Source organism: Niastella sp. OAS944 (assembly GCA_024809215.1).
In the GTDB taxonomy this organism is placed as follows: domain Bacteria; phylum Bacteroidota; class Bacteroidia; order Chitinophagales; family Chitinophagaceae; genus Niastella.
Map to the genome: position 1 here is coordinate 2448043 of JANUBW010000001.1, position 25351 is coordinate 2473393.

22 protein-coding genes are annotated in these 25351 nt (G+C 36.8%); 4 read left to right on the forward strand and 18 right to left on the reverse strand.

Features of this window, described 5'->3' with window-relative positions; translation table 11 throughout:
• The first annotated feature begins 189 nt into the window (after nucleotides 1–189).
• From GGD38_RS09280 to GGD38_RS09290, 3 genes are all read left to right on the forward strand, one after another.
• Complete coding sequence (locus GGD38_RS09280; protein ID WP_375298278.1) at nucleotides 190–1002, forward strand: PIG-L family deacetylase; 813 nt, start codon at nucleotides 190–192, stop codon at nucleotides 1000–1002.
• 30 nt (nucleotides 1003–1032) lie between these two features.
• Entirely contained in the window at nucleotides 1033–2445 is a 1413-nt protein-coding gene (locus GGD38_RS09285; RefSeq protein WP_375298277.1) for a condensation domain-containing protein, read from the forward strand.
• A gap of 242 nt (nucleotides 2446–2687) precedes the next feature.
• Nucleotides 2688–3851 (forward strand): glycosyltransferase, encoded by a 1164-nt coding sequence (locus GGD38_RS09290; protein WP_375298276.1) that lies wholly within the window; start codon nucleotides 2688–2690, stop codon nucleotides 3849–3851.
• A 25-nt stretch (nucleotides 3852–3876) separates the two neighbouring features.
• Here GGD38_RS09290 and GGD38_RS09295 read toward each other — a convergent pair whose 3' ends face one another.
• The 7 genes from GGD38_RS09295 to GGD38_RS09325 all read right to left on the reverse strand — a co-directional run bounded on the left by GGD38_RS09295 (nucleotide 3877) and on the right by GGD38_RS09325 (nucleotide 15516).
• Nucleotides 3877–5007: a helix-turn-helix domain-containing protein gene (locus GGD38_RS09295; protein ID WP_375298275.1), complete on the reverse strand. Its 1131-nt coding sequence runs from the start codon at nucleotides 5005–5007 to the stop codon at nucleotides 3877–3879.
• Between the two features lie 375 nt (nucleotides 5008–5382).
• On the reverse strand, nucleotides 5383–6342 hold the full coding sequence (locus GGD38_RS09300) for a hypothetical protein (protein ID WP_375298274.1): 960 nt from the start codon (nucleotides 6340–6342) through the stop codon (nucleotides 5383–5385).
• Nucleotides 6339–8990 (reverse strand): hypothetical protein, encoded by a 2652-nt coding sequence (locus tag GGD38_RS09305; RefSeq protein ID WP_375298273.1) that lies wholly within the window; start codon nucleotides 8988–8990, stop codon nucleotides 6339–6341. Before GGD38_RS09305 ends, GGD38_RS09300 begins: the two co-directional genes overlap by 4 nt.
• Nucleotides 8991–9029: 39 nt before the next feature.
• Entirely contained in the window at nucleotides 9030–9737 is a 708-nt protein-coding gene (locus tag GGD38_RS09310) for a DUF6602 domain-containing protein (protein ID WP_375298272.1), read from the reverse strand.
• Nucleotides 9738–9744: 7 nt separating this feature from the next.
• Entirely contained in the window at nucleotides 9745–12231 is a 2487-nt protein-coding gene (locus tag GGD38_RS09315; protein ID WP_375298271.1) for an N-6 DNA methylase, read from the reverse strand.
• An 8-nt stretch (nucleotides 12232–12239) separates the two neighbouring features.
• A complete protein-coding gene (locus tag GGD38_RS09320) occupies nucleotides 12240–14768 on the reverse strand; it encodes a DEAD/DEAH box helicase family protein (RefSeq protein WP_375298270.1) in 2529 nt (842 codons plus the stop codon).
• A 406-nt stretch (nucleotides 14769–15174) separates the two neighbouring features.
• On the reverse strand, nucleotides 15175–15516 hold the full coding sequence (locus tag GGD38_RS09325; protein WP_375298269.1) for a helix-turn-helix domain-containing protein: 342 nt from the start codon (nucleotides 15514–15516) through the stop codon (nucleotides 15175–15177).
• A gap of 345 nt (nucleotides 15517–15861) precedes the next feature.
• Here GGD38_RS09325 and GGD38_RS09330 point away from each other — a divergent pair, with 345 nt between their 5' ends.
• Nucleotides 15862–17043 (forward strand): HEPN domain-containing protein, encoded by a 1182-nt coding sequence (locus GGD38_RS09330; RefSeq protein ID WP_375298268.1) that lies wholly within the window; start codon nucleotides 15862–15864, stop codon nucleotides 17041–17043.
• 89 nt (nucleotides 17044–17132) lie between these two features.
• Here GGD38_RS09330 and GGD38_RS09335 read toward each other — a convergent pair whose 3' ends face one another.
• From GGD38_RS09335 to GGD38_RS09385, 11 genes are all read right to left on the reverse strand, one after another.
• Entirely contained in the window at nucleotides 17133–17735 is a 603-nt protein-coding gene (locus GGD38_RS09335; RefSeq protein WP_375298267.1) for a hypothetical protein, read from the reverse strand.
• A 45-nt stretch (nucleotides 17736–17780) separates the two neighbouring features.
• The gene (locus tag GGD38_RS09340; protein WP_375298266.1) at nucleotides 17781–18842 is read right to left on the reverse strand and encodes a relaxase/mobilization nuclease domain-containing protein; all 1062 of its coding nucleotides are present in this window, start codon (nucleotides 18840–18842) and stop codon (nucleotides 17781–17783) included.
• Nucleotides 18839–19231, reverse strand: coding sequence for a plasmid mobilization relaxosome protein MobC (gene mobC, locus GGD38_RS09345; protein ID WP_375298265.1), 393 nt, complete (start codon nucleotides 19229–19231; stop codon nucleotides 18839–18841). The genes GGD38_RS09340 and mobC overlap by 4 nt, the downstream gene beginning before the upstream one ends.
• Before the next feature lie 134 nt (nucleotides 19232–19365).
• On the reverse strand, nucleotides 19366–20310 hold the full coding sequence (locus tag GGD38_RS09350; protein ID WP_375298264.1) for a toprim domain-containing protein: 945 nt from the start codon (nucleotides 20308–20310) through the stop codon (nucleotides 19366–19368).
• A 43-nt stretch (nucleotides 20311–20353) separates the two neighbouring features.
• On the reverse strand, nucleotides 20354–20791 hold the full coding sequence (locus tag GGD38_RS09355; RefSeq protein ID WP_375298263.1) for a hypothetical protein: 438 nt from the start codon (nucleotides 20789–20791) through the stop codon (nucleotides 20354–20356).
• Nucleotides 20792–20853: 62 nt separating this feature from the next.
• A complete protein-coding gene (locus GGD38_RS09360) occupies nucleotides 20854–21159 on the reverse strand; it encodes a helix-turn-helix domain-containing protein (protein WP_375298262.1) in 306 nt (101 codons plus the stop codon).
• 111 nt (nucleotides 21160–21270) lie between these two features.
• Complete coding sequence (locus tag GGD38_RS09365; RefSeq protein WP_375298261.1) at nucleotides 21271–22326, reverse strand: hypothetical protein; 1056 nt, start codon at nucleotides 22324–22326, stop codon at nucleotides 21271–21273.
• A 384-nt stretch (nucleotides 22327–22710) separates the two neighbouring features.
• Entirely contained in the window at nucleotides 22711–23166 is a 456-nt protein-coding gene (locus tag GGD38_RS09370; protein ID WP_375298260.1) for a hypothetical protein, read from the reverse strand.
• 276 nt (nucleotides 23167–23442) lie between these two features.
• Complete coding sequence (locus GGD38_RS09375; protein ID WP_375298259.1) at nucleotides 23443–23790, reverse strand: helix-turn-helix domain-containing protein; 348 nt, start codon at nucleotides 23788–23790, stop codon at nucleotides 23443–23445.
• A 6-nt stretch (nucleotides 23791–23796) separates the two neighbouring features.
• Nucleotides 23797–24924, reverse strand: coding sequence for a tyrosine-type recombinase/integrase (locus tag GGD38_RS09380; RefSeq protein WP_375303795.1), 1128 nt, complete (start codon nucleotides 24922–24924; stop codon nucleotides 23797–23799).
• Complete coding sequence (locus GGD38_RS09385; protein WP_375298256.1) at nucleotides 24921–25199, reverse strand: helix-turn-helix transcriptional regulator; 279 nt, start codon at nucleotides 25197–25199, stop codon at nucleotides 24921–24923. Before GGD38_RS09385 ends, GGD38_RS09380 begins: the two co-directional genes overlap by 4 nt.
• Nucleotides 25200–25351 lie beyond the last annotated feature (152 nt).

Sequence of the window (25351 nt, forward strand, 5' to 3'; positions counted from 1 at the left end):
TGAGATCATATTCCTGCGCACCTGTAATCAATTCTCTTTTCAAATCTACCATACGAATTGATTGTTACTGTTGTGGAACTTTACAAAACTGATTGCGGCCACCCACAAATTTATTTGCAATGAATTTCCATACATTTGAATCGGTCCTTAGCCCTCCGCTATTACTTAATTTCTTCAAAACCTTTTACTATGCAATCATTCAAAAGAATTGCTTTTTACTTTATAGCGCATGCAGACGATTGGCAACTTTTTATGGCTCCTGAAATAAGTAAAAGTATTGCCGACAAGGAGTGCAAAGTAGTAATTGTTCATACTACCGCAGGTGACGCAGGGAAAGATGAAAAATACTGGAGTGCCAGGGAAATAGCATCAATTGAATCCCTTTTATTCAGAGTATCGGTTGATCCGGTTCTGCAACACGAAGAAAGAACAATACGCATAGGAAATAAAAGCATTGCATCATTTAAGGCCAACAACTGTGTACTGTATTTCCTGCGCCTGCCCGACGGTAATTATGATGGTACCGGGTTTTCAACTTATCTGCACCAAAGCCTCGACAAATTCAGAACCGGCCAGATACCAACCATCGCCAGCGTAGACGAAAGATCTGTTTATACTAATTGGGAAGACCTTACAATGGCCCTGGACAATATAATATTTTCGGAACTATCGGATTCGCACAACGTTTCAAACAGCGAAATACAGCTTAATATACCGGAGCCTGATGTAAACCTGAACCAACATACGCACAATGACCATTACAATACTGCTTTATTGGTACAAAGTTCAAAGGCTTATCAGCAATACCCGGTTAAAATGTTCCGCGACTACTGCACTATAAATAGCAACGACCTGTTAAGCGGCGATGAGCTTTTCTGGAAAATTGGAATGTTTTGTATTTATCACCATTCGGTATATAAACAATATGGTCATTCAACAATTGAAGAAGACCGTAGTTTTATTCCCTGGTGTTTTCGGAATTCCTCTTTTAGAACGAAATAAATCCATCCTTTAATAAATAATACAATTACAATGATTGTTTCCGATACTTCTGTTAAACAAGGAAATATTATCGCTGAAGCAGGATATATTCAGCGCAGAGAGTGGGTTACGTATAAGGTAAGAGAAGACAATTATCCATATAATACCAGTATTAAATTTGAAGTCAGCTCTTTTAGCCAGGTAATATTTCAAAAGGCGGTTGACGCATTGATCGAAAGACACGAAATTCTCAGAACAACGTTACAGGTGATTGATGGAACGCTAAAACAGGTAATTCACCCTTCGAAGCATTTTTCTATCCCTTATACCCTTACAGATGTTTGCTCCTTTGAAGAAAAAGAAAGAGATGATTTTGTCACCAAAAAAGTATCCTTGTCTACAAGAACGCCTTTCAACCTGGAATTGGGTCCTTTATTCCGTGTTGAGGTGTTTAAAAAGCGCACTGACCTTTATAATATTTACTTTATTATACATCATCTGATCTTTGATCTCCATTCATTTCAGGTATTTAAAAAGGACCTGGCTCAGTTCTGGAAAATGTTCACCAACGATTTTTTTGAGCCGGTAACATCAAACGTTATACAATATAAAGAGTATGCGGCTTTTGAAAATGAACTACTCGAAAACAAAAACAATGCGCACAGACTTTATTGGGAAGAGAAACTGGCTGACGGGCTACCAAGATTGCTGGTAATTGACGAAAAAAAATGGGAGCTGCACAGGGAAAAATATATAGCGCTTGCCAATGAAGTAAAAACGAAAATGGATCAACTGCCATTCAGCGATGACAGGGTAATAGCAGGGGTTCTCAGAAAATATAAGGCTAATGCTGCCGGTTATTTATCATTTAATTATACAAACGATCTAACAAAAAGTATTCAAAAATATAAAGAGCAGGGCAGAAACGGTATCTTATCATTATTAATTGCAGGTATTGCAATCACTTTTAATAAATTAAGTGGTCAAAGAACATTTGCATTCGATGTGCCGGCCTCCAGCAGAGCTAATATTAAATATAAGGATACAATAGGCTGGTTAACTACAAGCGGCCCCTGCTTTATTACTTTGCGTGAAGACCAGAATATCCCTGCCCTGCTTGATGAAATTGACGAGCAGCTATATTTTTTATCACGTCATAGTGTATACCCGTTTGAAGCAATCGGATCAAGGTTTGATCCGCCTGTAGGAGGCGATATGCCGGTATTCCTGACACTGGTAACTAAAGATCAGGATCTCGGACCTGTACAGGAAGGAATGGTCTATCACAAACATCGTGGTACTACTACTTATCAGAACCTGGCAATCTTCATTGACCTGTATAATGACGCAATGACCCTGAATCTTGCTTATGATAATTTCCTGTTTGATCCATCACTTATTGAAACAATAACCAACGACCATGCCCAGATGCTTTCTGCGATCGTACATGAAATACTTGCTTAAAAGAGATCTTATTCTTCTGTTTCATTACATTATTAGTAAAATCCGTAACGCAAATTGTGGACTCTGCTAGCCGGCAAATTCCGGCAAAAGATAACTTTACAAACAGACTTTTAAAAGCAATATACAGTTGGTCAAATTAAAGTCTGGCTATCCCGAATCAAAAACTTTTTCTCCGGATCCCTTGAAAGCCTAAAAAACATCTTATAAATAAAATAGTCTAATCAAAATCAATCTTATTTTATATGCTGCAGTATTTAAACAATTGCGAAACCAAGCTCACATGGATTGGGGATGCGCCAGGTAAAACTAAAAAAAATGCCCTGCTTATACCCCAGTATAATGAAAGTGGTAATGGGAATTTTGAAGCAAGACTGAACTATTTCAAAAAAATAGCCGATGAAAACCGGGGTCTGCTTGATGTTATCATTATTGACGATGGTTCTACAGATGAAAGTGTTTCAAAATTAAATGATTTCTTAAACCATAATCCCGGCGCTTTTCATATAGCTTCTGTGTTTCCAAATGCCAATAAGGTTGGTGCGCTTTATTTAACAACTTTAGCAATCTCTCATGAATTTGTGATCCTGTCTGATTTTGATACGGATATTATCGGGGTAAATAAACTTGTAAATTCTCCTATTCTAGAGAAGGATACGTCTTTAATGGGTTGTTATTTCAGAATGTTGCCATTTGAAGGTTCCGGAAAGGTATTTCAATACCAACAACTTGAATACTCACTGGCCAGAAGTTTGTACAAATTCCATGAAAAAGAAAAAAGCATCCGCGTAATGCCGGGAGCAGGGTCGTATTATAAAAGAGAGATCCTGATTTCAATTTATGAGCAGCATAGCGGGCTGCGGAGCGGTGAAGACAGGGAGGCCACGCTGATAGGGCTTAAACTTGGTTACAAAACGGTTTACGAAGACAATATACTGGCCTTAACGAGACCGCCCCTGTCGTTAAAAGCACTAATAAAACAACGCGTTAGATGGAATCTTGGCTATTTGGAAACCTTCAATAAAGAAAAAAAATATTACTTTGAACAGATCAAGCAATTTAGCCGACTGGGGATCATGACACTGATGGATATTGGTCTCGCTTTACTAATTGTATCATTTCCTTTTTTGGTATTGCTTGTCAGCTTGACAAACGTCTTTTACGTAATGATACTTTTTCTGCTTCTATATGTGGTAAATGTTAGCTGGTGCTATAATCTGATATTTTTATCGCCACTGGAATCCACAGAATTCAAAAGAAAAAGAACTCAATCGATCCTGATCTATCCGCTGTTTAAGATATTGGTCGATTACTTTTCCTGGATGGGAGCAATTATTGTTTTTATCAAAAAAAATAAAGCCGTAAACAATTCAACAATTCAGTTTATTAAAAAACAGGAGGCTGCCTAACATACATTCAAAAGTAAAATGGATATTAGCCAGCATTCTTTTTCAGAGACTGTTGCTCCCTGAATTCTTTTGGCGATACGCCTACTTTACTTTTAAAAACCCGGTAAAAGCTGGCCTCTGAAGAAAATCCCATTTCCAAAGCGATTCCAAGTATTGAAAGGTTTTGTTTGGAGGAATTAAGGAGCATTTCCTTAACGGCATTTATTCTATACTCATTGATAAAATCCCGATAGGTGCTTTTATAGTGGGTGTTAATAACATAGGATAAAGTGGATGTACTAACATTCATCTTTTTAGCTAATTCCTGAATTGACAGATCAGCATTCTGGTATAGCTTTTCCTGTTCAATGATCTCCTTTATTTTTCCGGCAATTAAAACGACCTTATCCTTATCGACCTTTTTCGCAATTGGAGAAATAGGCAGTATCACAATTTCCGGCAAACGGATACTGGTTATACTTATATAATATAAAAAACCGGAAAGGTAAGTATAGAAAATACCCCAGTGCAGAAAGGTATGTTCACCCAGCTTGAACACGGTTTCAAGAACAACGCAAAATGCAAGAAGTACCGAAAGAATAAAAAACAGGCCAACAATGGTTTTTAGCCACTTTCGCTTTAATTCATCTTTGGTTGCCTCGCCTTTTTCTTTCGCCTGTACGTTAAGTGTTTTATAGCATAAATAGAAATATACAAAAAAAGAAATGACAGACAGGTAATCTTCAATTTCTTTCACTGCATTGTAATAAAATTTTTCGGCAATACTGGCTTTTTGTGCCAGGTCGTTTACACCCAGTACACTAAAGTATACGATCAGGGCATGTAACATGAATAAAAGGGCCGGGAGATAATGTAATAACTGCTTTTTTTTAAAGCTGAAATTAATACCGGAAACAGAGAGAAAATAAAGATAGAAAGTAGGTTGTAAAACCAGGTCAATAGCCAATGGAAAATATCTGAAATAAGGTATCTTCTCCCAGAGATTGAGGGTATGCAACTGAATTTTAAAGATTATAAGCAGGAAGAAGAAGAGTAACAAGCAGAACAAACGGGCTACTATATTCTTTTTAGAAACAACTCCGATCACTATAGCTGTAATAGCCTGAAGGATCCCTAAAAATATGACAATATCTAATATTGAAATTTTAATATCCATATATCACGAATATAGGGAATTAAACCTCCATATTTTCCTTATGAATAAACGTTAATCCAAACGAATTTAAAGGAATTATCGGAATTGCGCAATTCGCTTTTAAGCCGTGAAAACGAAAAAAATTGTTTAAAACTAATACCTACTTCCCAATACAAAAAGTAATTTCAATTTGTAATGAATTACTTATAGAGACAGAAATACAATATAGAGACTAAACTTACCCCAAAAAAGAACTAATATACTGAGGTCAATTGATAAGAGAGTAATGATTTTATAACTAAAATGTATATGATATGCTTGAAAAGGTGAAGTAAGGTAGATATCCTAATAAGGGGATTTACCCCGTGTCACCATATGTGTTTTCCGATCAAAAAGTTAAATTAAACCAACTTGCTTAGCAATATCTATCATAAATTTTGCCATAGGTCTTTTATGTATGTCTTTTTCGTTTGTATAATTTCCAAGAAGTAGTCTATTTGTTATGCTTGAGGTTGTAAGAATTTTGGGATATTTTTTAGTCAAAGTATCTTTATATGTGCTTGTATAAATTTCTGCTTTTAAAATTAATTCCTCCGCGATATCTTTTTGAGTATCATAAATACCTTGAATAGCGAATACTTCCTGAAAAGTCTTATTGTTCTTTGGAGCAGAGGGCTCTTTATAATTATAAATAATCATTTCATTATTTCTATATAAAAGATAATCCGCAACTGATATCATATTTAGGTCAAAATAGAAACTGGAGCCTCGAATTTTACTACCTTCCTCGTAAAGCTTGAAACTAACACTGCTTGTGCTCTTAACATTATTGCAACTGGAACAAGATGGATATAAATTATAAAGAGAGATGCTAAAACAAGGGTATTCAGACTTTGGTAAATAGTGATCCACCTGAAATCTTGCTTGAATACTTTTCTTATTCTTCGCTCCTGATATTCTTTCTACAGTTACAGTAAGCATAGAGTTACAATAAATGCATGCTTTAATCCCAATGGACTGAAAATAAACAGGATAAAAATCCCTCCTTCTATCTGCATATCCTAGTGCATTAATAATCCGAATTCTAAAACTTTTATAGGCAGCACTTTTCATAGTTTTAGGATCAATTATTTTATCAAACGTTCGCCTATACTTCTCCAGGGTTGAGGGTTTAGCTGTTATGACATTGCTAGAAATGCCAAGTAATGTCTTCACATATTTCCTTTTGCTAGGGTTTAGCCGTTTATCAGTTAAAATTTTAAGAAGTTGCTTTTGCAAATCATTTTGGTAAGACTGAATTCTCGGGTTGAAGTAAACTATTGATTTCTCTACTACTGAAAAAGGAATTGCTATCATTCTAATCTATCTTTTAATTTTTGCAAACGTTCAATCTGCCTATCAATTTCTCTAATTTGCGGCGGTTCGTATTTTGAGAGATAAAGGTCATGAAGGCTATCTCTTATTAAGGGTTCACCAATACAATCAATCAATTTCTTCGCAACTTCTTCAGTCCAAACAAATAATTGATTATTGTCATTCTTTTTTTCCCGAGCGTCTTTTCTATCCGAAAGAAATTCAATTAATGAAGTGATAAGCTTATTTGCGTATTCGCCCATATAGCCCTGGTCAAGAAAAAAATTATTGGCTAATAAATCGTGAATATTGCCACCTAATGTTCTATTCTGATTTAGTAAATCATTTGGCTTGCCGTTTTCATTCAAAAACAAAACATTTTGGCTTGGAATATCAGACAATATAAATGGAGAATGGGTAATGAAACAAAAATTAAGGGCTACAATATTATCTAGAGAAGTTCGCTTCAAATAATCTATAAAATAATTTACAAATCTTCGCTGCATTTCGGGATGAAAATAAAGTTCAATCTCATCAAATATTATATTTACAAATGGATATGTGATTAAACTATTTTCTTCAGAAACAGAATCAAGATTATACAAATGATATATAATTGAACTTACCGTATATATCCTTTGCTTCTCGCCCGAGCTTAACTTTTTAAAATTGCTCCCGTCACTCAAAATAAATTCGAAATCATAGAATGATGGAGGTAATAATTCTATAGATTTTATCCGTCTTATCCGTACCTCTTCCGATTTAATTCTCTCAATCCTTTCAGATATATCTTCAATCTCAAAAGTCTTCTTTAACGGGTACCATTTGTAAGTTTTATAACGAAAAAAGTTAACTAACTGTTTTATTTTGTACACAATGTGACTAGGATCAGTGTCTATCTTTTCAAACAATTCGCGAAGTTTCCTTAAATCTAAATCACTCCTTTTGAGATTCAGATATTTATTATAAGGAGAATAATTTTTACATATCCGTTTTAATTTTTGCGAAATATAAAGTATCGAATAGTCAATATACTTTTTTGGCACTCCTTTAGTTGACAGATTAAAGAATTCTAAAAAGTCTTTAAAGACAATTTCAGATTTCTCTAAACTCTCTTCAAGTAATTCTTTAATCTTATCCTCATGCGCGAAGAAACGAATCCTTTTAATTGATCGTTTATTATCAGTTATAACCCTTAAATTATTAGGGTCTTTAACGTCTATTGGTAAAACTATATTCGCCAGTAATCTTCCCTTAATTAATTCATTCTCAGTATTAATATTAAAGTTTCCCTTTTCTCTGAAAGGATTTATCACCAAGGGGGTTTGATAGCCATCATTTTTATGGAAGAGCTTTTCAATCCAATTGCCTAATTCCAGTGAATTTAAACCGTAATGAGAATAATTAACTGCAATTGAGTAAAAAAACTCATTCAACTCGAAACTTGAAGCAAATCGCTTTTTTTGTGGATACAAAACTTCATCTCGCATCTCATACTCTGTAATATATATTTTCTTACCAATAAGGCTTAAGCGGCAAAATGTTCCAGTAGTATAGTAAAGTTCAATATTTAACCCAGGTTCATACACTAAATCTGTTTGATTTTTATCAGCAAAGCTTAAAGCTGCGATATTGTTGATTGCTAAAAATAATATTTCGCTTATTGTGCTCTTTCCCGAACCATTTTTACCCACAATTGCAGACACATTTATCGTCAGTCCGTTCACATTGTAAACATCTAATTCTAATTCTCTGTTGAATCGAATGTTACCATTTTTTTGAAATTCATACTGTTTGTAAAAAGAGTAAATATGTCCAGCTTCCAAAACTTTTATATGATTTTTGTAACTTCTTTTTAAAGGACGAACTGCAACAACTTTAAAAGTAAAATCCCCGCCTGCATGTAATCTTACATTATAATGATTGTATATGCTCCTAATCTTTTTCACAAAAGCCTCGATGCCCAATTTCTCTGAAATAATTCGTTTACCAGAATTTATTTCATAACCGTATTTGGCAATGTTAATGTAAAGTGAAGAATTTGTTTGGGGCAGTAGTGCCTGGTACTCATATGACGTTCTAGGTGAAGACTTTATAATTCCCGCCTCAAACAATAGTTTTTCGGAATTTTTATCTAGTGAGAGAAAGTTTCGAGGATCAATCCAAAATAAAAAAATAGAAAAAGAAGGTATATCAATTCCATACCAAGACTTGATATTTTTGAACATTAATTCTGTGATACCCTTTTGTCCTTCTTTTTTGACTTGAAAAAAAGACGTCCAGATCTCGAATTGAGATTCAATATCTCTTGCCGATAATAACTTGATTGAAAAAGGTGTTGGGCAGCCAGTAAAATCAATTTTTTCAAATGTCTTTTTACTGTTTAACATGCCAAGCCAACTGTTGATTATTTTAATTCTATCAGTTTCAAACTGGCGGCTTCTATTAAAAGAACAAAAGATGTGAATAGGGTCAACACTTCGTGTTCTTATAACTCGTTCGATACTAAACAGCCAATCATTTAGACTCAAAAATTCTTTATTCTTAATAGCCTGGCGAAAAAGAATTTTACCACAGTTCTTCGAATTTAAATTATAGAAAGTAAAAAGAGTGGTGGAAATCTCATTATAAACGTCGTACCATTTTTCCATGGTTGAACCGATTTAAATAAACTTGACCAACATGGTGCTTTACTGAATTAGCAAACTTCTCACAAGACTGATTAAATTCCTTACCGCGGGATTAAACGTGCCAATAAAATATCTTTCCTTCACTCCCAATGCCTTTCTAACAAAAATCTGATTAGCTCCTTGCAATTCTAAGTTTTCTTCGATTCCATTACTTTCTAATTTGTCAACTAGCAGAACAAAATCAATATAAGGGTACCATGTTGGTAACGGGTCTTTATCAGAATCGAAATATGTATCTGTTTCGACATTGTAGTCGTGACCACAACGAAGCATTATAGTTTGTTTTTCTAATTCAGCTTTATATGCAAACATTCCACAAACAATGTTTGAATTTGCATTTTTTATCAATTGCGCTTCTGTATTAAAATCATTTAAATAAGGTCCCGTTAATGTGCTTTTCACTTCCATAACCATTAAGCAATCTTCAGGATTTACAATTACATTTCCTCTATTTCCCAAGTCAATAGTCTCAGCATGCCTTTTTATCAATAATATATCTGCTTGACCGCTCTGTTGATCCTGGCCAAGATTTATAAATCCTCTTTTTAGATAACTCTGGCAATTCGTTATTGTTTTGGTCAAATATTGAATAATAAAGTCTTCACGAACTTCACCTCTCGTCAAATTGTGTCTGATAATTTCAGATACCTCATATTGAGCAAGGAGCAAATTTTGACTGTAATTATGGTATTGTTCAAATGGCTCCATAGATAAATTATTTCCCCCACACTTTTGCGATTCTATCTTTTATCTTTTGCTCGAAAATTTCAATGAGCTTTCTATTGCCATTCACCAATGTTTGTTCTTTTTCGATTTGAGAAACGATGTCGTTTTGAATTTTTATAGGAGGAAGTGGCATTTCCAATTCCTTTAAAACTTTGACCGATGCAACATTCGCAATTGCAGCGCCTTGTACATTTCCTAAAAGTGTTTTTTGAAAGCTATTACTATCCATCCACAATTTCAAAAATTCTGTGAGCAACCCTTTTTTTACTGTAAGTTTAAGAAGTGCCTGATTAATTATTCCTTTGGGTGCAGTTTTGGGAATGACCGAAACTTTACCCATAGTTCCGGAGCAACTCATGATTATATCATTTGGAGCAATTTCAAATCTCTTCATTTCCTTAAACTTAGATTCGTCAATGAAATAGCGGAAATCCTGAAATTGATTATAAATAGCATGAGACTGTTCATACACTGCATAACCTTCATTTACAAAAATTTCTTTTTTTAAACTTCCCCCGAACGGACCTCTTATAAAATCACACACATCGCCAAGCTTTACTATTTCCCAATCTGGGTCAATATCAATTTTTGGTTTGTAATTTTCTATCACAGCTTTTGCACCATCTATTATTTTTTGATAATCATCTATGTCGGCCACTAACTCCTCTTGTATAGATAATGGAGGCAACGGTATTTCTCTATTTTCAATCCCAGCTTTCGTGATATGTATCATAGCAATGCCACGTCCTCCCTCGGCCTTTATTGCCTCGGTCTCCCTATTCAAAACATGATATAAAAAATATTTATTTATTTTCTTTTCGTCGGGAACCATTTTCCAAATATGGTAATGGTAAATACATTTTTCACCATCCCAAATTTTTGGGCCGAAGGAAGCGGACCATGCATAAAGTAAGTCGCCCTTTGAACAATACTTATCTGCTTCTAATTCCAAATCAGAATAATACCATTCTCTGTTCGAAAAGAAATTACCAACCCGAAGCACCGGGTATTTGCCTCTGTCAAGGAGTTCCTCTTGTTTATAAGCTCTTCCATTTACTACTTTACAGACATCCCCCAGCTTTACAGACTCATAGTTCGTTGATAACGCATTAAAAGATTTATACTTTTCTCCACTTAGATTATATTCACCATTTTTCCCAATTTCTGCTTTAGATACAACATGCGCAATTTCACTATCAGAAAAATCGCCATTTTTATATTGATGCAAGACTTCAGCCGCATGTCCCAACTGACCGCCTTTCACCGGATTACGTTGTGCACCTAGTCCAAACCCATCATTATCAATTTTGACGAAAAGAATTTCTTTACTCGATTTTGAAAATTCTTTGTCCATTAACAAAATGGACGTCTTAACGCCGCTGTATGGATTAAATACACCGGCCGGTAAACTCACCACAGCGTATAGATAGTTGTTCACTAGCATTTTTCTTAAATCTTTATACGCTCCACCGCTTTGAAATATCACTCCCTCAGGTACAATAATCCCAGCTCTTCCCCTAGAGTTTAAGTGCTCGGCAATATAGTCCACAAACAACACCTCGCTCCGATTGCTGCTGATTGAAAATTTTTTATGTGGTCTAATACCGCCCTTCGGACTCATAAATGGAGGATTTGCTAGTATTACGTCAAAGGTTTCGTCCCACCGCTCTTCACTGCTTAATGTATCATACTCCCAGATATGTGGATCAGAAAATCCATGCAGGTATAAGTTAACTAAACTAAGGCGTACCATGTCCGGAGAAATATCATAGCCCACAAAGTTTTGCATTAGTTTTTTCCTTTCATCCGGAGTAAATCCATTTTTATTTTTTTCCTTTATATGCTTAAAAGCTGAAATCAAAAATCCAGCGGTGCCGCAAGCCGGATCTAAAATTTTATCCGTTTTGGTTGGATTAACAACCTCAACAATAAAATCAATAATATGCCTTGGTGTTCGAAATTGTCCAGCATCTCCCTGTGATCCCATAACTGAAAGAAGGTATTCAAAAGCATCTCCCAATTTTTCACTATGAGTATACTCGAATCCATCAATAGTTTTCAAAAAAAGTTTTAGTGTTTCAGGATCACGATATGGCAAAAAAGCATTCTTGAAAATATCACGAAAAAGCGGAGGTATATTTGGATTTTTCTCTATACTCACTATAGCTTCTGAATAGAGACGAAGCATTTCAATAGCTGTCACTTTTGGATTGAATAGATTATCCCAGCTGTACTGTTCGAATTGCACAACAATGTCTTTCTTGCGATCACTGGGAAATTCAGGGTTAGGCAATTTATAGTTTGCAAAAAATTTTGCCTTGCCGCCTAATTCAATAGATTCTTTATCCATATCATCCATGAACTTGTAAATAAGCCCTATGGTTATTTGTTCTATCTGCGCTTTAGGGTCTGGTAACTTACCTACTAATATATCCCTGCAATCATCAATTCTTTTCTTTGTTGCTGAATCTAACATAATTTCATTTAAGCTGCGAACTGCTCAAGTTTAATGTAGTCTTTTATATAAATTGGAATTACTTCTCTGTATTTTGTATTCACCTCTTTGAACTGTGCAATAGTAAGTGTTGGATGGGTCTGTAAAGCATGAAAGTCTTTAGCTTCAATAATCATTCGAACGTCTTGATCAACAATATATGCTTTGAAAAAATACTTTAATGCCACCAGATTTACGTCTTCTCCGGGTGGATAAATTGAAATGAATTTATCAAATTCTTCTTCCAGCATTTCATCTTTCGATTTGAATTTTGGAATGATTCCAAATATCTTTTCTACAACCTCCCTTATAGAAACCCTTCGATCAATTTGCGCTGCTTTACGCAATTTTTCCACATTAAAATATTCTTCGGGCTTATTGAATATCTCACTTTGAATATGACTTATCACATGTTCCCAATTACCTAGTTGCACATGCCTTTTAATAATGTCGTCCATTTTAATGCGATCTTCAAATTTCTTAAAAAGCATTCGATCGATCTTCATTCCCTGTAATCCTATTTGCTCTTCTTTTAACTGAAATAACAAATCTTCACGCGAACTGACGTACTTATCAATGTTCACACTACCGGCAGTACCGCCGCGTGTGCCTGTCTTTTGCTGAGGAAGTTTTAACACTTCATCATAATCAAATTCTTTTTCAAAATATTCGCAATTAGCAAAGAAGTCAAACAGTTTGAATACCGATTTTTCATGTCTTATGATGTCTTCTTCGCCTAGCTCATTCTTATGTTTGAATTCAAAAGTATTCTTTCTTGTGCCTCTTCCTTTTACTTGTACAAAATCGGCAGGACTGAAAATTGGCCGCATCATGCATAGATTAAGTAAATCAGGACAATCGTAGCCAGTCGTCATCATACCAACCGTTACACAAACTCTTGTCTTTGATGATTTGTATCCTTCCAACCAACACGTTTTGCCGTTTAGATTATTATTAGTAAAGTTGATAGTCATTTGTTGGGCATCGCCAACCTGAGAGGTGACCTGCACCGCAAAATCCGAATTGTATTTGCCTGGAAAAAGTTGCTCTGCAAACTCATTCAATATCTCTGTTACTTTTCTTGCATGATTTTGGCTCACCGCAAAAACAATAGTCTTTCCTATTTCATTTGTGATCGGGTCTCGTAAAGCATTCTCCAAAAAAGTCTGACAGAAAACCCTATTTGTTTTCTCTGAAAAAAACTTCTTCTCGAAATCTTTGGAAATAAATGTTTCCGTTTCTTCTCCTTCCTCTGTAGCTATAATAACTGCATACCCTTCGTCGGAGAGCAATTGAGTAGTAATTTCAGTACGGGCGTCCACTACTTTTGGATTAATCAGAAAACCATCATTTACCCCATCCAATAATGAATAACGAAATGTTGGTTCGCCACCTTCACATCCAAATGTTGAATAGGTGTCTCTTAGCATTCTCCGCTCAATTTCCCTCGGATCATTTTCTTTTACCTTTTCGAAATCAACATTTTTCAGATAATCCTTAGGAGTGGCGGTTAATCCTAATTTATACCCATGGAAATACTCAAACACAGCTCTCGCATTCCCAGAAATGGAGCGGTGTGATTCATCAGAAATGATTAGGTCGAAGTCTGTCGGGTTGAATTCATCCCGATATTTATTGTTGAACATTAGCGATTGTATTGTGGTAACAACTATCTCAGCTTTTCGCCAATCGCTCTTATTTTCTTTAAATATGAATGTAGTATAGTCAGGCTTTAAATTATTAGTAAAAGCTTTCCAAGCTTGATCTTCTAATTCCAATCTATCTACTAAAAACAAAACCCGTCTGGCATTTTGAGTTCTTAAAAAGAGACGAATAACCGCAGCAGAAGTCAGCGTCTTACCGGTGCCAGTAGCCATTTCAAACAGAAAGCGATCCTTTCCTTCACGTACTGCTTTTTGTAAATGTTCAATTGCATTTAACTGATACTTCCTTAGAAAACGCAGTCCATTTGCCCAAATAAAATCTTTACTCTTTTCGATGGTGCCGCGCCATCCAGGTCTTTCTTTGTAGTCAGGCATTTGAACGGATACAATGTAATCTTTGGCAACTGGTTCATTAGCTAATGCGATACGGTTAGGATGCCATTCTTTTATTGCACCAATTTCTTCAGGTGAAGGAAACTTGTAAATGGGTTTGGGATTTCCTTTCTTTAAATCCCAGAGATAGTGTACAATTCCATTTGAAAGAATAATATATTGGGCTCCTACGGTATTGGCATATTTTCTCGACTGCTCTTTTGCAATCAAAGGATGAAGGCTTTCTTTCTTTGCCTCAAGAACACAAATAGGTCTGTTGTCAGAATCTACCAAAAGAAAATCGAGTGAACCGCCTTTAGTCCTTTCATAATCATTACCCCACGCGTCAATTTCGCTTTGCGTAATCCTCACATAATTTTCGAGAAGGATGTTTGCGGGCCCTGCTTCATTATCAAAAAAACGCCAGCCTGCCTCCTCAAGCAGTTTGTTTATTTTGATTCTAGCTTTGGCTTCTTTACTCATTCGCTGTTCGGAACAGAATTTAATTACCGCATAGTTGCTTTACCTATCTATGCATACAAAATAATGAAAAGTCATTATACATTAAAAATCGTAACAAAAAAAGGTAGCAATTAGGCTTTTATTAACTATGAGGACCGCTTCATACCTGGATCAATCAATGCGTATATACCACATCGTACATCGGCGCATCCAAAATTTGTACTTATTTGCAAGCCTCTTATTTTAAGATTTTTCTATATAGTATTTATTAAACCCCAAAATACGATCAAAACAATCTGCTCTACCTTCATTCCAGAAATGACCTATACTTAGCATATGTCGCCGGAGATCTATTTGCCATACCATAGGTTAATATAACGTCCTCCACGTTAAGCCAGATCCACAATTATAATTCAACTTTAAGCGTTTATAGCTTGATTTTTTTCTTTACATGTCCACAAACTTGTTCAAGCATGTCACAAGGATTTACGTCTATAGCCAATGCGATAAGATATAATTCCTCAGCCTGCAACCTCGTACTGGCGTTTAAGGAAAGCTCACTGATTCTAGCTTTACTTAACCCTGTTTTACGCGCCACTTCTGATTTGTTCACAGATTTTTGTGCTAAATAAAGCCCCAGTTTTGTCATTTGAACGTCAAGATTTTCTAAACATCTTAATAGTTGTAAAATACTTTTTTTCAGAAACCCTATATATACAATTTGCAGATTAGCCGAGTTACAGTACATTTGTTTAGAGTTTCTAAACATTTTACAATACTTTCTAGAATGCCTTTTATGGAAATCAACGGTCAAAACACATCTTAACGATAAATACATAACTTGCGAACACAAATTATTTAGCGTGTTTGCTTTATGCCTGGTTCTGAAAACTACGACCTTTCACCGATCCCAGAGCAATAAAGTAAAACGCTCACGCTTGTGCGTGGGCGTCTTTATTGGGATCAGGGTGTCGTAGCCCTTCAGAACCGTAAGGACTAACCCACGCATTTTTCATTATCCATTGATGCCTTAGAAAAAGGGCAGAAAACACTTTCTCCATTGGGTTAACCTTATATGACTTTCAATCCTTCCTTCATCCTTAAATTGAATGTTATGTGTAATGTGGCTTCAACGATTCTACCCAAAAACGTAATTCCCCCACAAAAATTAACCCCTGCGGAAATAGACAATCCTTACCATGTTATTTACGAATTATTTGATTTTGCCCACCTACCCCGAATCCGCGAACTATTATGGGTGTTTTTTAAAACAGCAGTTACCGGCAACTACTCACACGACTTACATAGACGCGAACGGGAACTGCTAGTAACGATATATGAAAAAATTGAAAAATTAGTAGAAGCCGCCCACATCATCCATGAAAAACAAAAGCAATCAAAAAGGCAGGTTTTTGAAACGTACCCATTTTCTGCAGAAAATATAGACTCAATTAACCTAACCCGACTAGCAGGATCTTATCAGGTTGAAATCGCTTTGCGGGAAAAATTAACGACGATAGTAGAAACCATTATCCGCATAACCAATGCAGAAAAGCTGTTCTGGTCAGGTTTTACCATAAATAGCAGGAACCGGCCACAATTTGATTTCGTGGTGCTTTTACCGAAGAATGCTAAATACTCCTATAGTGATTACTTAACACAGGTACAAACAAAATGTGGTGAATTGGGTTCGGTGCTGATCTGGTGCAATAAAATCAATGAAGTATATAACCATTTACGTATAGGCCATATTTTTTACTCCGCAGTCTGTACAGATGGATTACTAGTATATGATAACAAGAGGTTGCCATTGCCCGAAAAGGCCATCATTGATATTGCTGCCATAAAAGTGAAGGCGCGCAATACTTTTAATGATGCTTTCCATGATGCGAAATCATTCCTTGACGGTGCTGAATACTTTGCCACCAGTAACCAATATAAACAATCCGCCTTTTTGCTGCACCAAGCAATGGAACATGCACTCCGGGCATTATTGGCTTCTCTTACTTCACTGACCACATATGGGCATAATTTAAAGTCGTTAATAAGACATTCCCGCTTTTGCGCTCCGGAGCTGGATGCCATTTTCCCAAACAACACCGATGAAGAAAAGGAATCGTTCAATTTGTTGAATACTGCCTATGTTGCCGCAAGGTATAGTCCAAGCTTTGAAGTTAGTCAGGCACAGGTAATGTCGTTACTTGACCGGGTTAATACTTTTCTTGAACAAACAGAGCAATCGTTTGAAGATAGGTTGAAGACGTTTGAAAGTTTGATTTTATCGGAACACATATAAAACGAGGCTATAATCCATTGTCGATTACCAATAACCTATAAACGGCCAGCATTTTTCACGCTGGCCGTTAAATAAGCTCCACCTTCGATTTAATTACCGGCACTTTTTACCCATGCACTATCCATGAGCCTGCGCGTCCCTTTATTACTTCTTTTATACAGATAGTTCCATGCATTCGTGAATCTATCATTTTGCAATTGCTGCATTTTTACCTCCTTATTATTATCCGACCAATGAACGGCCCAGTTGTACATGAAATGCATAAATACTATTATTGCCAGCCACATAAACCACCGGCCAAAAACTATTTTATAAAAAAGTTTGGCATCCTGTTCCGGAAATAAAAGGATTTGAACCTTTTTTGTAATGCCTTTGGGAGAAGTTGATAGAACTAACTTTAAATCGATAATGCCTTTTTTCAAAATTGCTTTTAAAGAATTTGCGTCTTCATCTTGACTTGTTTTATTTGAATTTTCCAGCTTTTGCCCCATCAGTTTTTCTAACCCTCTAAACTTTTCATCTATTAACTGTTCCATTGAATTTTTAAGATTATCCACTTTGGGAGTTGAACAATTAACAGCAGTCAGCAGATCGCTGGTAGTTTTTTGCAACTTCTTTTGTTCTTCGATCAGTTCATTAATAAGAAACTCCGAATTTCCACTGAACTCATTAACCACATTTGTTTCGCCCATAATATTTTAATTTAATGGTAGAATGTTTTTTTCATCTGTTGTATATCACAGCCTTTGTGAGTGTCTTAATTTTTTCTTTTTTCTCTTTTTATACTCCTGTAGCCAATTGGGGTCAAGAGACTGACCAGTATATTCGGGCTTTAACATATCATCAATAATACCGTTACAGATTTCTTTTAATAATTCCACAACCTCCCGCAGGCCCGAACGTTCTTCTTCCTGGTCTCTTTCTTTGAACTTTATAAAAAGTCTGTGTGTAGGTGTAAGGGATGGCCTTTGATTCTTTTGTTCTATCTGCCATAACTTCTCTTTGGTATTTAATTGCTCCTCTTTTTGGCTGATCTCATGTTTGAGGTTAAGAACTCTTTCAATCTTTGCCAACGGGAACCCGACTTCACTTCCTTTTATCCGCACTTTTTTATCATCAATAAAACAAATACCCCGGCCTTTCAGAATAGCATATCCCAGGGATTTCATCTTTTCTTCAAACTGAGCGTAAGTGGTTACCTTTTCTAAACTCTGCTGAATATCCTTTTTTAATTTATCCAGCCTTGCGTTTTGTCGGGGAATGTGGCGCATCTCTTTTGGTAAAATTGACCGGGAACTTAGCACCTTTTTTAAATGATACTCTTCTTCAATTCTCCTTGTAAATCGCTGCATCCTGTTTATACTGTAGGTGTCTTTCACCACTTTACCATCAAAACCCACGCGATTGGCTACGATATGAATATGTGGAACTTTTGTGTCCTTGTGAAGGATAATGACGTATTGATTATTTGTAAGCCCAAATTCGTCAGCGCATTTGTGGCCGATTTCTTTAAGCTTTTCCATGGTTAATTTGTCACCTTCTGCCGGCCTGAGTGTAAAATGAAATACTGGTTTTTCTACCCTTTTATTCAATTTTGAAACATTTTCCATCTGGCGGGTAAGGTCAGCAAGATCACCAAAGCAGTTATGAAAGTCTAAAATTTCAGCCCTGTTCAAATGTTGCACCTGCTCTGAAATTGACTTTTCAAGTTTTTGTTCCAAGGATAAATCCCTTTTATCTTCCAGGCAATATCGAATTGTATCGGAGAAAGATCCGCCGGTTATGGGTTTGCCAATCATAGAAAATAGGAATTGATTGTGAGTTCAATTTTTTTAAGCTCACCCAAATGAAACTCCAGTTGTTCCTTCCAGTAAGAAGTTAATTGCCCCGTCTGGTGTAGCTTTTTGGCGATCTGATTGATATTGTTTGCAATGTTGTTTACGATGCTTATCAGTTTGTTTGCATCTGCGGGAAGGGTAGATTTCGACCTGTCAATTTTTCCTTCAAGGCCCAGCTTTAGCAATAATTCGGAGGCTGTGGTCTGGGCAGCCCTTGCCTTTCCTCTAATGGTCATCTTATCCGTAGCTGTACATTTTACGGAAATGACCTTGTTCTTCTTTATCGGGACCCTGGGCCTGCCGCCCTTATTTTTTGCACCAGACATGGTTATCTTTTCATTCTGCTTCATATCCTGCTCTCTTTAGTAGTTATTGTAATTTTTGACCGAATGGCGCTAAGGCGCCATGAGACCTGAATCCCGCTACAGCGGGATGAATGGCAAGAGGTTTGGGGATGCCCCAAACACCCCTTGCTATGCTAAAATCAGGGCAGTCTATTATGCCCTCTGGATTGATTTAGTCTAAGGTTGTTGTTATGGTGGATAAGCCACTCGTTTAGATCTTTTCTGCCCCTGTAGAAATCACTTCTATCCATATATTTATCCGGGTTCCATTCAAGGGCCTGTTTAGTACACCCTTTACCGGCAGTATCCCGATCAAGGCATAGGTGAACCTGCTTAAAGCTTTCCATCAGCGACCTGCTTTTTTCAAAAAAAGACAGGGAGTTTAGGATGAGACAATTTGACAGCGGGGCTTGCTTGTTCTTGTTAACCGTAGCGAATGAAAGGAATGAAAAGAAGCCTTCAAATACGGCTAGATGCTCGTCTTTACTTCTTACTAAACTTACATCTTTTGGTGAGCTGCTGCCTTTAAATTTTTCACTTCTCAGCTCATAACCGCCGGATTTATTTTCAAAACCAATGACGGTGTGCAGTTTTGAATACAGCAAAAAATCAACTTCCCGGCAGTATTTACATGCTACGTCCAAAGGAATGCATCTTTTTTCAAGGTACTCAAGCAAGTGAGGAGCGGCGAGTGGACGGGTTTCCACCACCACAATTTTACTGTCTGTACCCTCTTTCTTTTCACCAGCAGCGGAGGTTGCACCCGAATGACCGCCCGAAATGCCAGGCGGGTGAAAAGAAAGAACCCGGTAACTTTGGAATGCCGATAAACGATCGAGCAACTCACTTACCGAACAGTTATGGTAAAGTGTTCCGAAAGCAATAAGATCGCCACCCTTGCCTACACCGTGATCATACCATACATTCTTTTGCCGGTTTACTTTAAACGAAGCGGTCTTTTCCTGCCGCAACGGTGACAGGTACCAATAATTTTCATTGCGAACTTTTTGAGGTTGAAAATTTAATGATGCCAGGTATTCAACCAGATCTATCTGTTTTGCATCTTCACAAGAAAAACTTTTCATATCAACTGTTTTAATTTATCACACCTCCATCCCTTGTTTTTCCTTAGATATTTCCGGTCTTTTCTTCCTTAATAGCTGTCGATCCTTCCTCTTTATTCGCCGTCTTTTGTTTTTCAGAACCAACTTTATTACCCTTCTTCTGCGCGGTAGGTTCCGGTTTACCTTCATCACCAGGCCGCACATTTTCCCGGTTGAATACTTTGGGGCTATCGACTCCGAACCTGCGAACATTGTCTTTTACGTCCATCCATTGCCGGATGCAGTAGTCCGCCACTTCCATTATTTCTTCTGGTGTTAATTTGTAAGGGTTGCAAATTGTAGTTGTGGGTTTACCACCTTCCTGGCCTTCAATTAGCCAAAAAACATTCGGGGCCGAAGCTTCAGTTATTTCAAGGGTTCTGGTAACGCCAAAGCCAGTTCCATAAAGTTTGATCTGTTTCCCGTTACTAAAAAAGAAGGTTTGCCGTTTAAATTCAGCCATAGTTGAAAATTTTAATAGGTAAAAAATGGTTTTGTTTTATACTGAAGAAAATGTGAAATGTGTCATTCCTCATTCTTAAAGGACCTGGCAGCCCTAATCCGTTTAATATCTTCCTCTAACTCTGACCGGTAAAAAACCTTTTTTCGTGGGCCTAAATCATGCCGTCGTATAAGCGACATAGCCACAAACTTTCGAAGTGTAGGAGCCGAAACACCTAAAATTTCACATGCCTGTTTCGTGGTAACTGGCGCTTCAGAATTATTTTTAATGGAGAGGGTATTTTCTTCAAGACAGGCTTTAACAATGGTTTGAATAAAGAGCTGAGCCTGTTCATAAGTAAAACCAATAAACTGCATCTGCTGTGACATAACTCTCAAATATTTGTTTCACAGCAAATTCGTCTGAGAAAATTCCGGTTTAAGGCAAACAGTGGAAAATGGATAAAAAAACTGGACTTTATTTTAGTGTGAGTGTGGAAGTTATTTCTTCCTGCTTGAATTGAACTGTTTGTTAATCAATGCGAATAGCGGTTCTAATGCCTTTTTCACAGCATTCTGCTTTTTTGCGTTTATTTTTCCGGAACTAACCTGGGCGAAACCGGAAAATGGACTTCCGTTTTCTTTAAACATTTTCACCTTTTGCTCAACTACCGGCCAGGATACGACGAGCACTTTCTCATTTTTTAATTCCTGAAATAATATCATTAAAGCCTGGTTATCCCAATTTGCCTTTTTAACCAGTTCCAGGGTAGGGCTATCTTCTTTGGTGAAAATGGCAGAAAATTCCTCCAAGGTATATGTCCGTCGGAAAGCAGGTTCCAGGTAATCGTACAGAAATTCAATTACCTTATTGGAGGCGGCGGGCAAAAGGTCTTCATTTAATTTAAGGTATCGCACCAGGCTAGCCTCCCGCTCTCTTGGTTTCGCCGTCGGCTTAATTGGCTGGAGTTTCTCCTGTTGCTTCGGAGAAACATCTCCATCAGTAACCGGATCGATTGGAATATGAATTCGACTAATGGAATATAATAGGCATTGCAAATGTTGTAAAAGTAAAGACCGTTGCAGTCTGTCAGTGGCTACTATATGTTGAAAGTCGGTACATTTTTGAAAGTTCGTTTTCTTCAATAATGCCCATTTTTGCCGGTCATCAGCTTCATGGAGGGCGTAGCTATATGCCTCCGGATATTTCTCCAAAGCCTGTATTAGATACTCCAGCTTGGCTTTATCCAGGTGTAATTGCTCCAGCCTGGCAAATATTTCCAGCCTCAACAGCGATTGTTCAAAATTGAAATAGAGGTACCGGCAGCACCAGTCAAAATGGGCAACCAGGTTTTCAAAGTCAAGATGAAAGGGGCAATTAATAAAGGAGAGACAGTAGTGGTTATGGAGCGCGTGATTTGCCAACTTATCAAAATCCGGCACCAACTGGAAGGGCTTTTTAGCTTGATCTTTATATGGCACTTCCCGGATAAAGGCATTGGTTTCGGTTACTTTTACCTTGAATGGTATATCTTTTACCTGGTCTAACGTTATCATGCTCCGCTATTTATGCTATGTGTAATTTACCAAATTAATCGCATAAACGGTGCAGTTGCAGTGTGTAAAAGCCGTATATTGATTCAGATATGTCCCAGCTAACTTCCAATCCGTGACACAATAATTATTAACCCTTTAACAAAAATCTCCCATAGAATAGAGGTTGTCAAATAACCATCAAATAAAAATGAGACTGATTATCAGTAAATTAAAAGCACTTTACTTTGCATTGTAAAGTTATCATCAAATAAGATTTCAATCCTAAAACGGTACATACTTGGAAAATTTGAACGACCTCTATTAACGTCTTATGGAAATAAATTAGATGAAGCACCTATTAACTGAAGGCCTTTTATTTTATAACTGCTCTTTACTTTCAATAACTTATAGCCTTACCCTCAACGTATCTACAATTAATGCCTGTTCGCCACATTTAGCAAATCCGGGGGGTAATATTAACATCACTTTATTAGCTGTATCAGGTATAACACGCAGATCAATTTTCAGCGTTCGCTTTTCGGTAAAAATAAATTTGCGTTCCTTACTTATTTTAAAATTTGAACCCATCACGGATGGCTCCTCCACCCTGAGCCCGTTTGGCATATCACCAATTATACGAAGTGAATCCAAATCAATATGTACACCTGGCGTACCATCCACTATGATATTCATCATAAATGAGCCCGATAACTTTTCGACCGATAAACTAATTCCACAACTGTCTTTCTGCGCCACAAACGTCGCCGAATTATTTATTCTCAGCGGAATTCTTTTAAAAGGATCGCAAGCCGTTAAGCAGCAGATGCCGGCCAGAGCGCTAATTATAAAAATTGATCTCATATATTGTATTGTTTATCTATGCCACCATTGATACACGCCAGGTGCTTTTATACTCAATATTCTGCGTTTCAACCATCAGGCTATTGAATTAATAGATTTTGAAAAGTGCTTATTTTAAGATTCGGCCCTATATTTATACAGTCGCCCTAACAAAATGTACTAAACGCAACAAAAAGAAATACAATTTGCAAATGCAAATTTCTTTATAGACACTCGCGTTAAACCGTTTTTACTATTTCAACTACCGCATTTTCCTCGGCAGTTGAATTTCCTTGCTTACCCCTTCAACTGATTCTTCTGCAAATACCGCTCAACATAATCATCCACCGAAAATGGCGAGCTGGCTTCCTGCCTTTTCACCCACTCCAGGATTTCAGATTTCTTAAACTTGTACAGCTTACCCATTTTGAAATAAGGAATTTGCCCATCGCCACATTTGGCGTAGATCACGTTTAGATCAAGTTTCAGAAATTCCGCTACTTCTTTTGCCGACATGATCTTTTCTTCTGAATGATTTTGTGTAGCCATACGGGTGATATCCAATAATTCACTCAGCATGCTTTTTATATGCTGTATATCAGCTTCCATTTTCTCTAGGCGTTGCTCCATCGGTGATATACCCATATGCTTTTAATTTAAATGATGAATAGTGGCTTTACCTGCTGCTTTGGCCCTATTGGTATCAGGCACCTTAGCATAAATCTGCGTTGTTTTCACATGCTTGTGATTAAGCATCTTACTTACTATATAAATATCTTCGCCTTTTTCAATTAAGTCGGTAGCATATTTATGTCGCCAGTTATGGAACTTGGCTTTTTTCTCCAGGCCGACTTTACTGAACCACTCTTTCAATTTTGCTCTTACGTGGTGATAACTTAAATCGGGAAATACCAGTTTATCGCCATCCTGTTTTCCCCCTAAAATATGTAAAGCCTGGTGACTGATATAGTGTTTAAATGATCTCTCCGGTTTCGGATCAATAATGTACACATACCAGGCATTTAATGAAGTTGAATAATGAAAATCACCCCACTTCAGTATTTTCAAAGCGCTGAAACGAAAGCCGGTTAATAACGCAAATATTGACGATCTGAAAACCAACTCATCTTCAACCGGGTTATCTAACAGCAATTTCAATTCTTCGTCATCGATGATCTGCCGGAACGTTTCTACATTACTGATACGGGGAACCCGTTGTGTGTAATCTTCAGATAAATATTTATCAAGAAATGCACTTTGTACAATCAGGGCTAACTTATCATAATATGAGGCAGCTGAATTTTGGTTAAGCTTTGTATGTTTCGACTTCAGAGAAGTAGTAGTTAACAAATACTCCTTGAATTTTTCTAAAAACTTTTCGTCGATATGCCGGAATTTCAAATGAGCGCCTTTCCACTTTTTCAGGTATTTAATAGCGGTTTCGTAATGCGTAGTGTCTACTTTGGTTTTTTGTTTTCCACGAATGAAATTTTCAGCATAGATAAAGAAATCGCCTTCCAACACATCTTTATTAAAAATATTGTTCTCTTCCAACATCAGCGATTTCATGCGCTTTATGTAGATCTTTTCTGCAATCTCCGTGTACAATTTATTCTCCTGCTTTTCCAGGTCTGTTGCCGGAACTGCATGCAAATGCAGATTCAGAAACTCGCGCCTGGTATATTGTTTGGTTTGGGGATTCCAAACCGGTGGATAGTAATCAATGTACAGGCTAATCTTTCCGCTCTTTAATTTTTTCTTCCTCAATGTACCTCTCATACATTACCATATTTGGTTTTGATAAATTCAAGCACCTGGTTTTTATCAAACAACAGTTTACGTCCGATTTTTATTCGGGGGAATGCATCATCAGCCATCAAATTAAAAATGCTTCTTCTGCTAATACCGATCAATACCGATAACTCTTTTACATTAATAAGGGCTTTCTCCCCTACTGAGTTTGGCAAAGGATTGCCTTTTGAACCGCCACTAAGCAGTTGATCCATTTCACTCCTGGCTTCGCTTACTGACGCCTCTACCTTCTGCCCTTTCATACGTAGTTTGTAATTGCGCTTTGCACAATCATCTGAACAGAATTTTGTTACAGTGGTCTTGGCCGTAAACACCTTTTTACAATGCAAGCAAACTTTCTGTATTCTGATATTACTGCTCATTTCTTACGATTTACGCTGATGCGTTGAGGTAT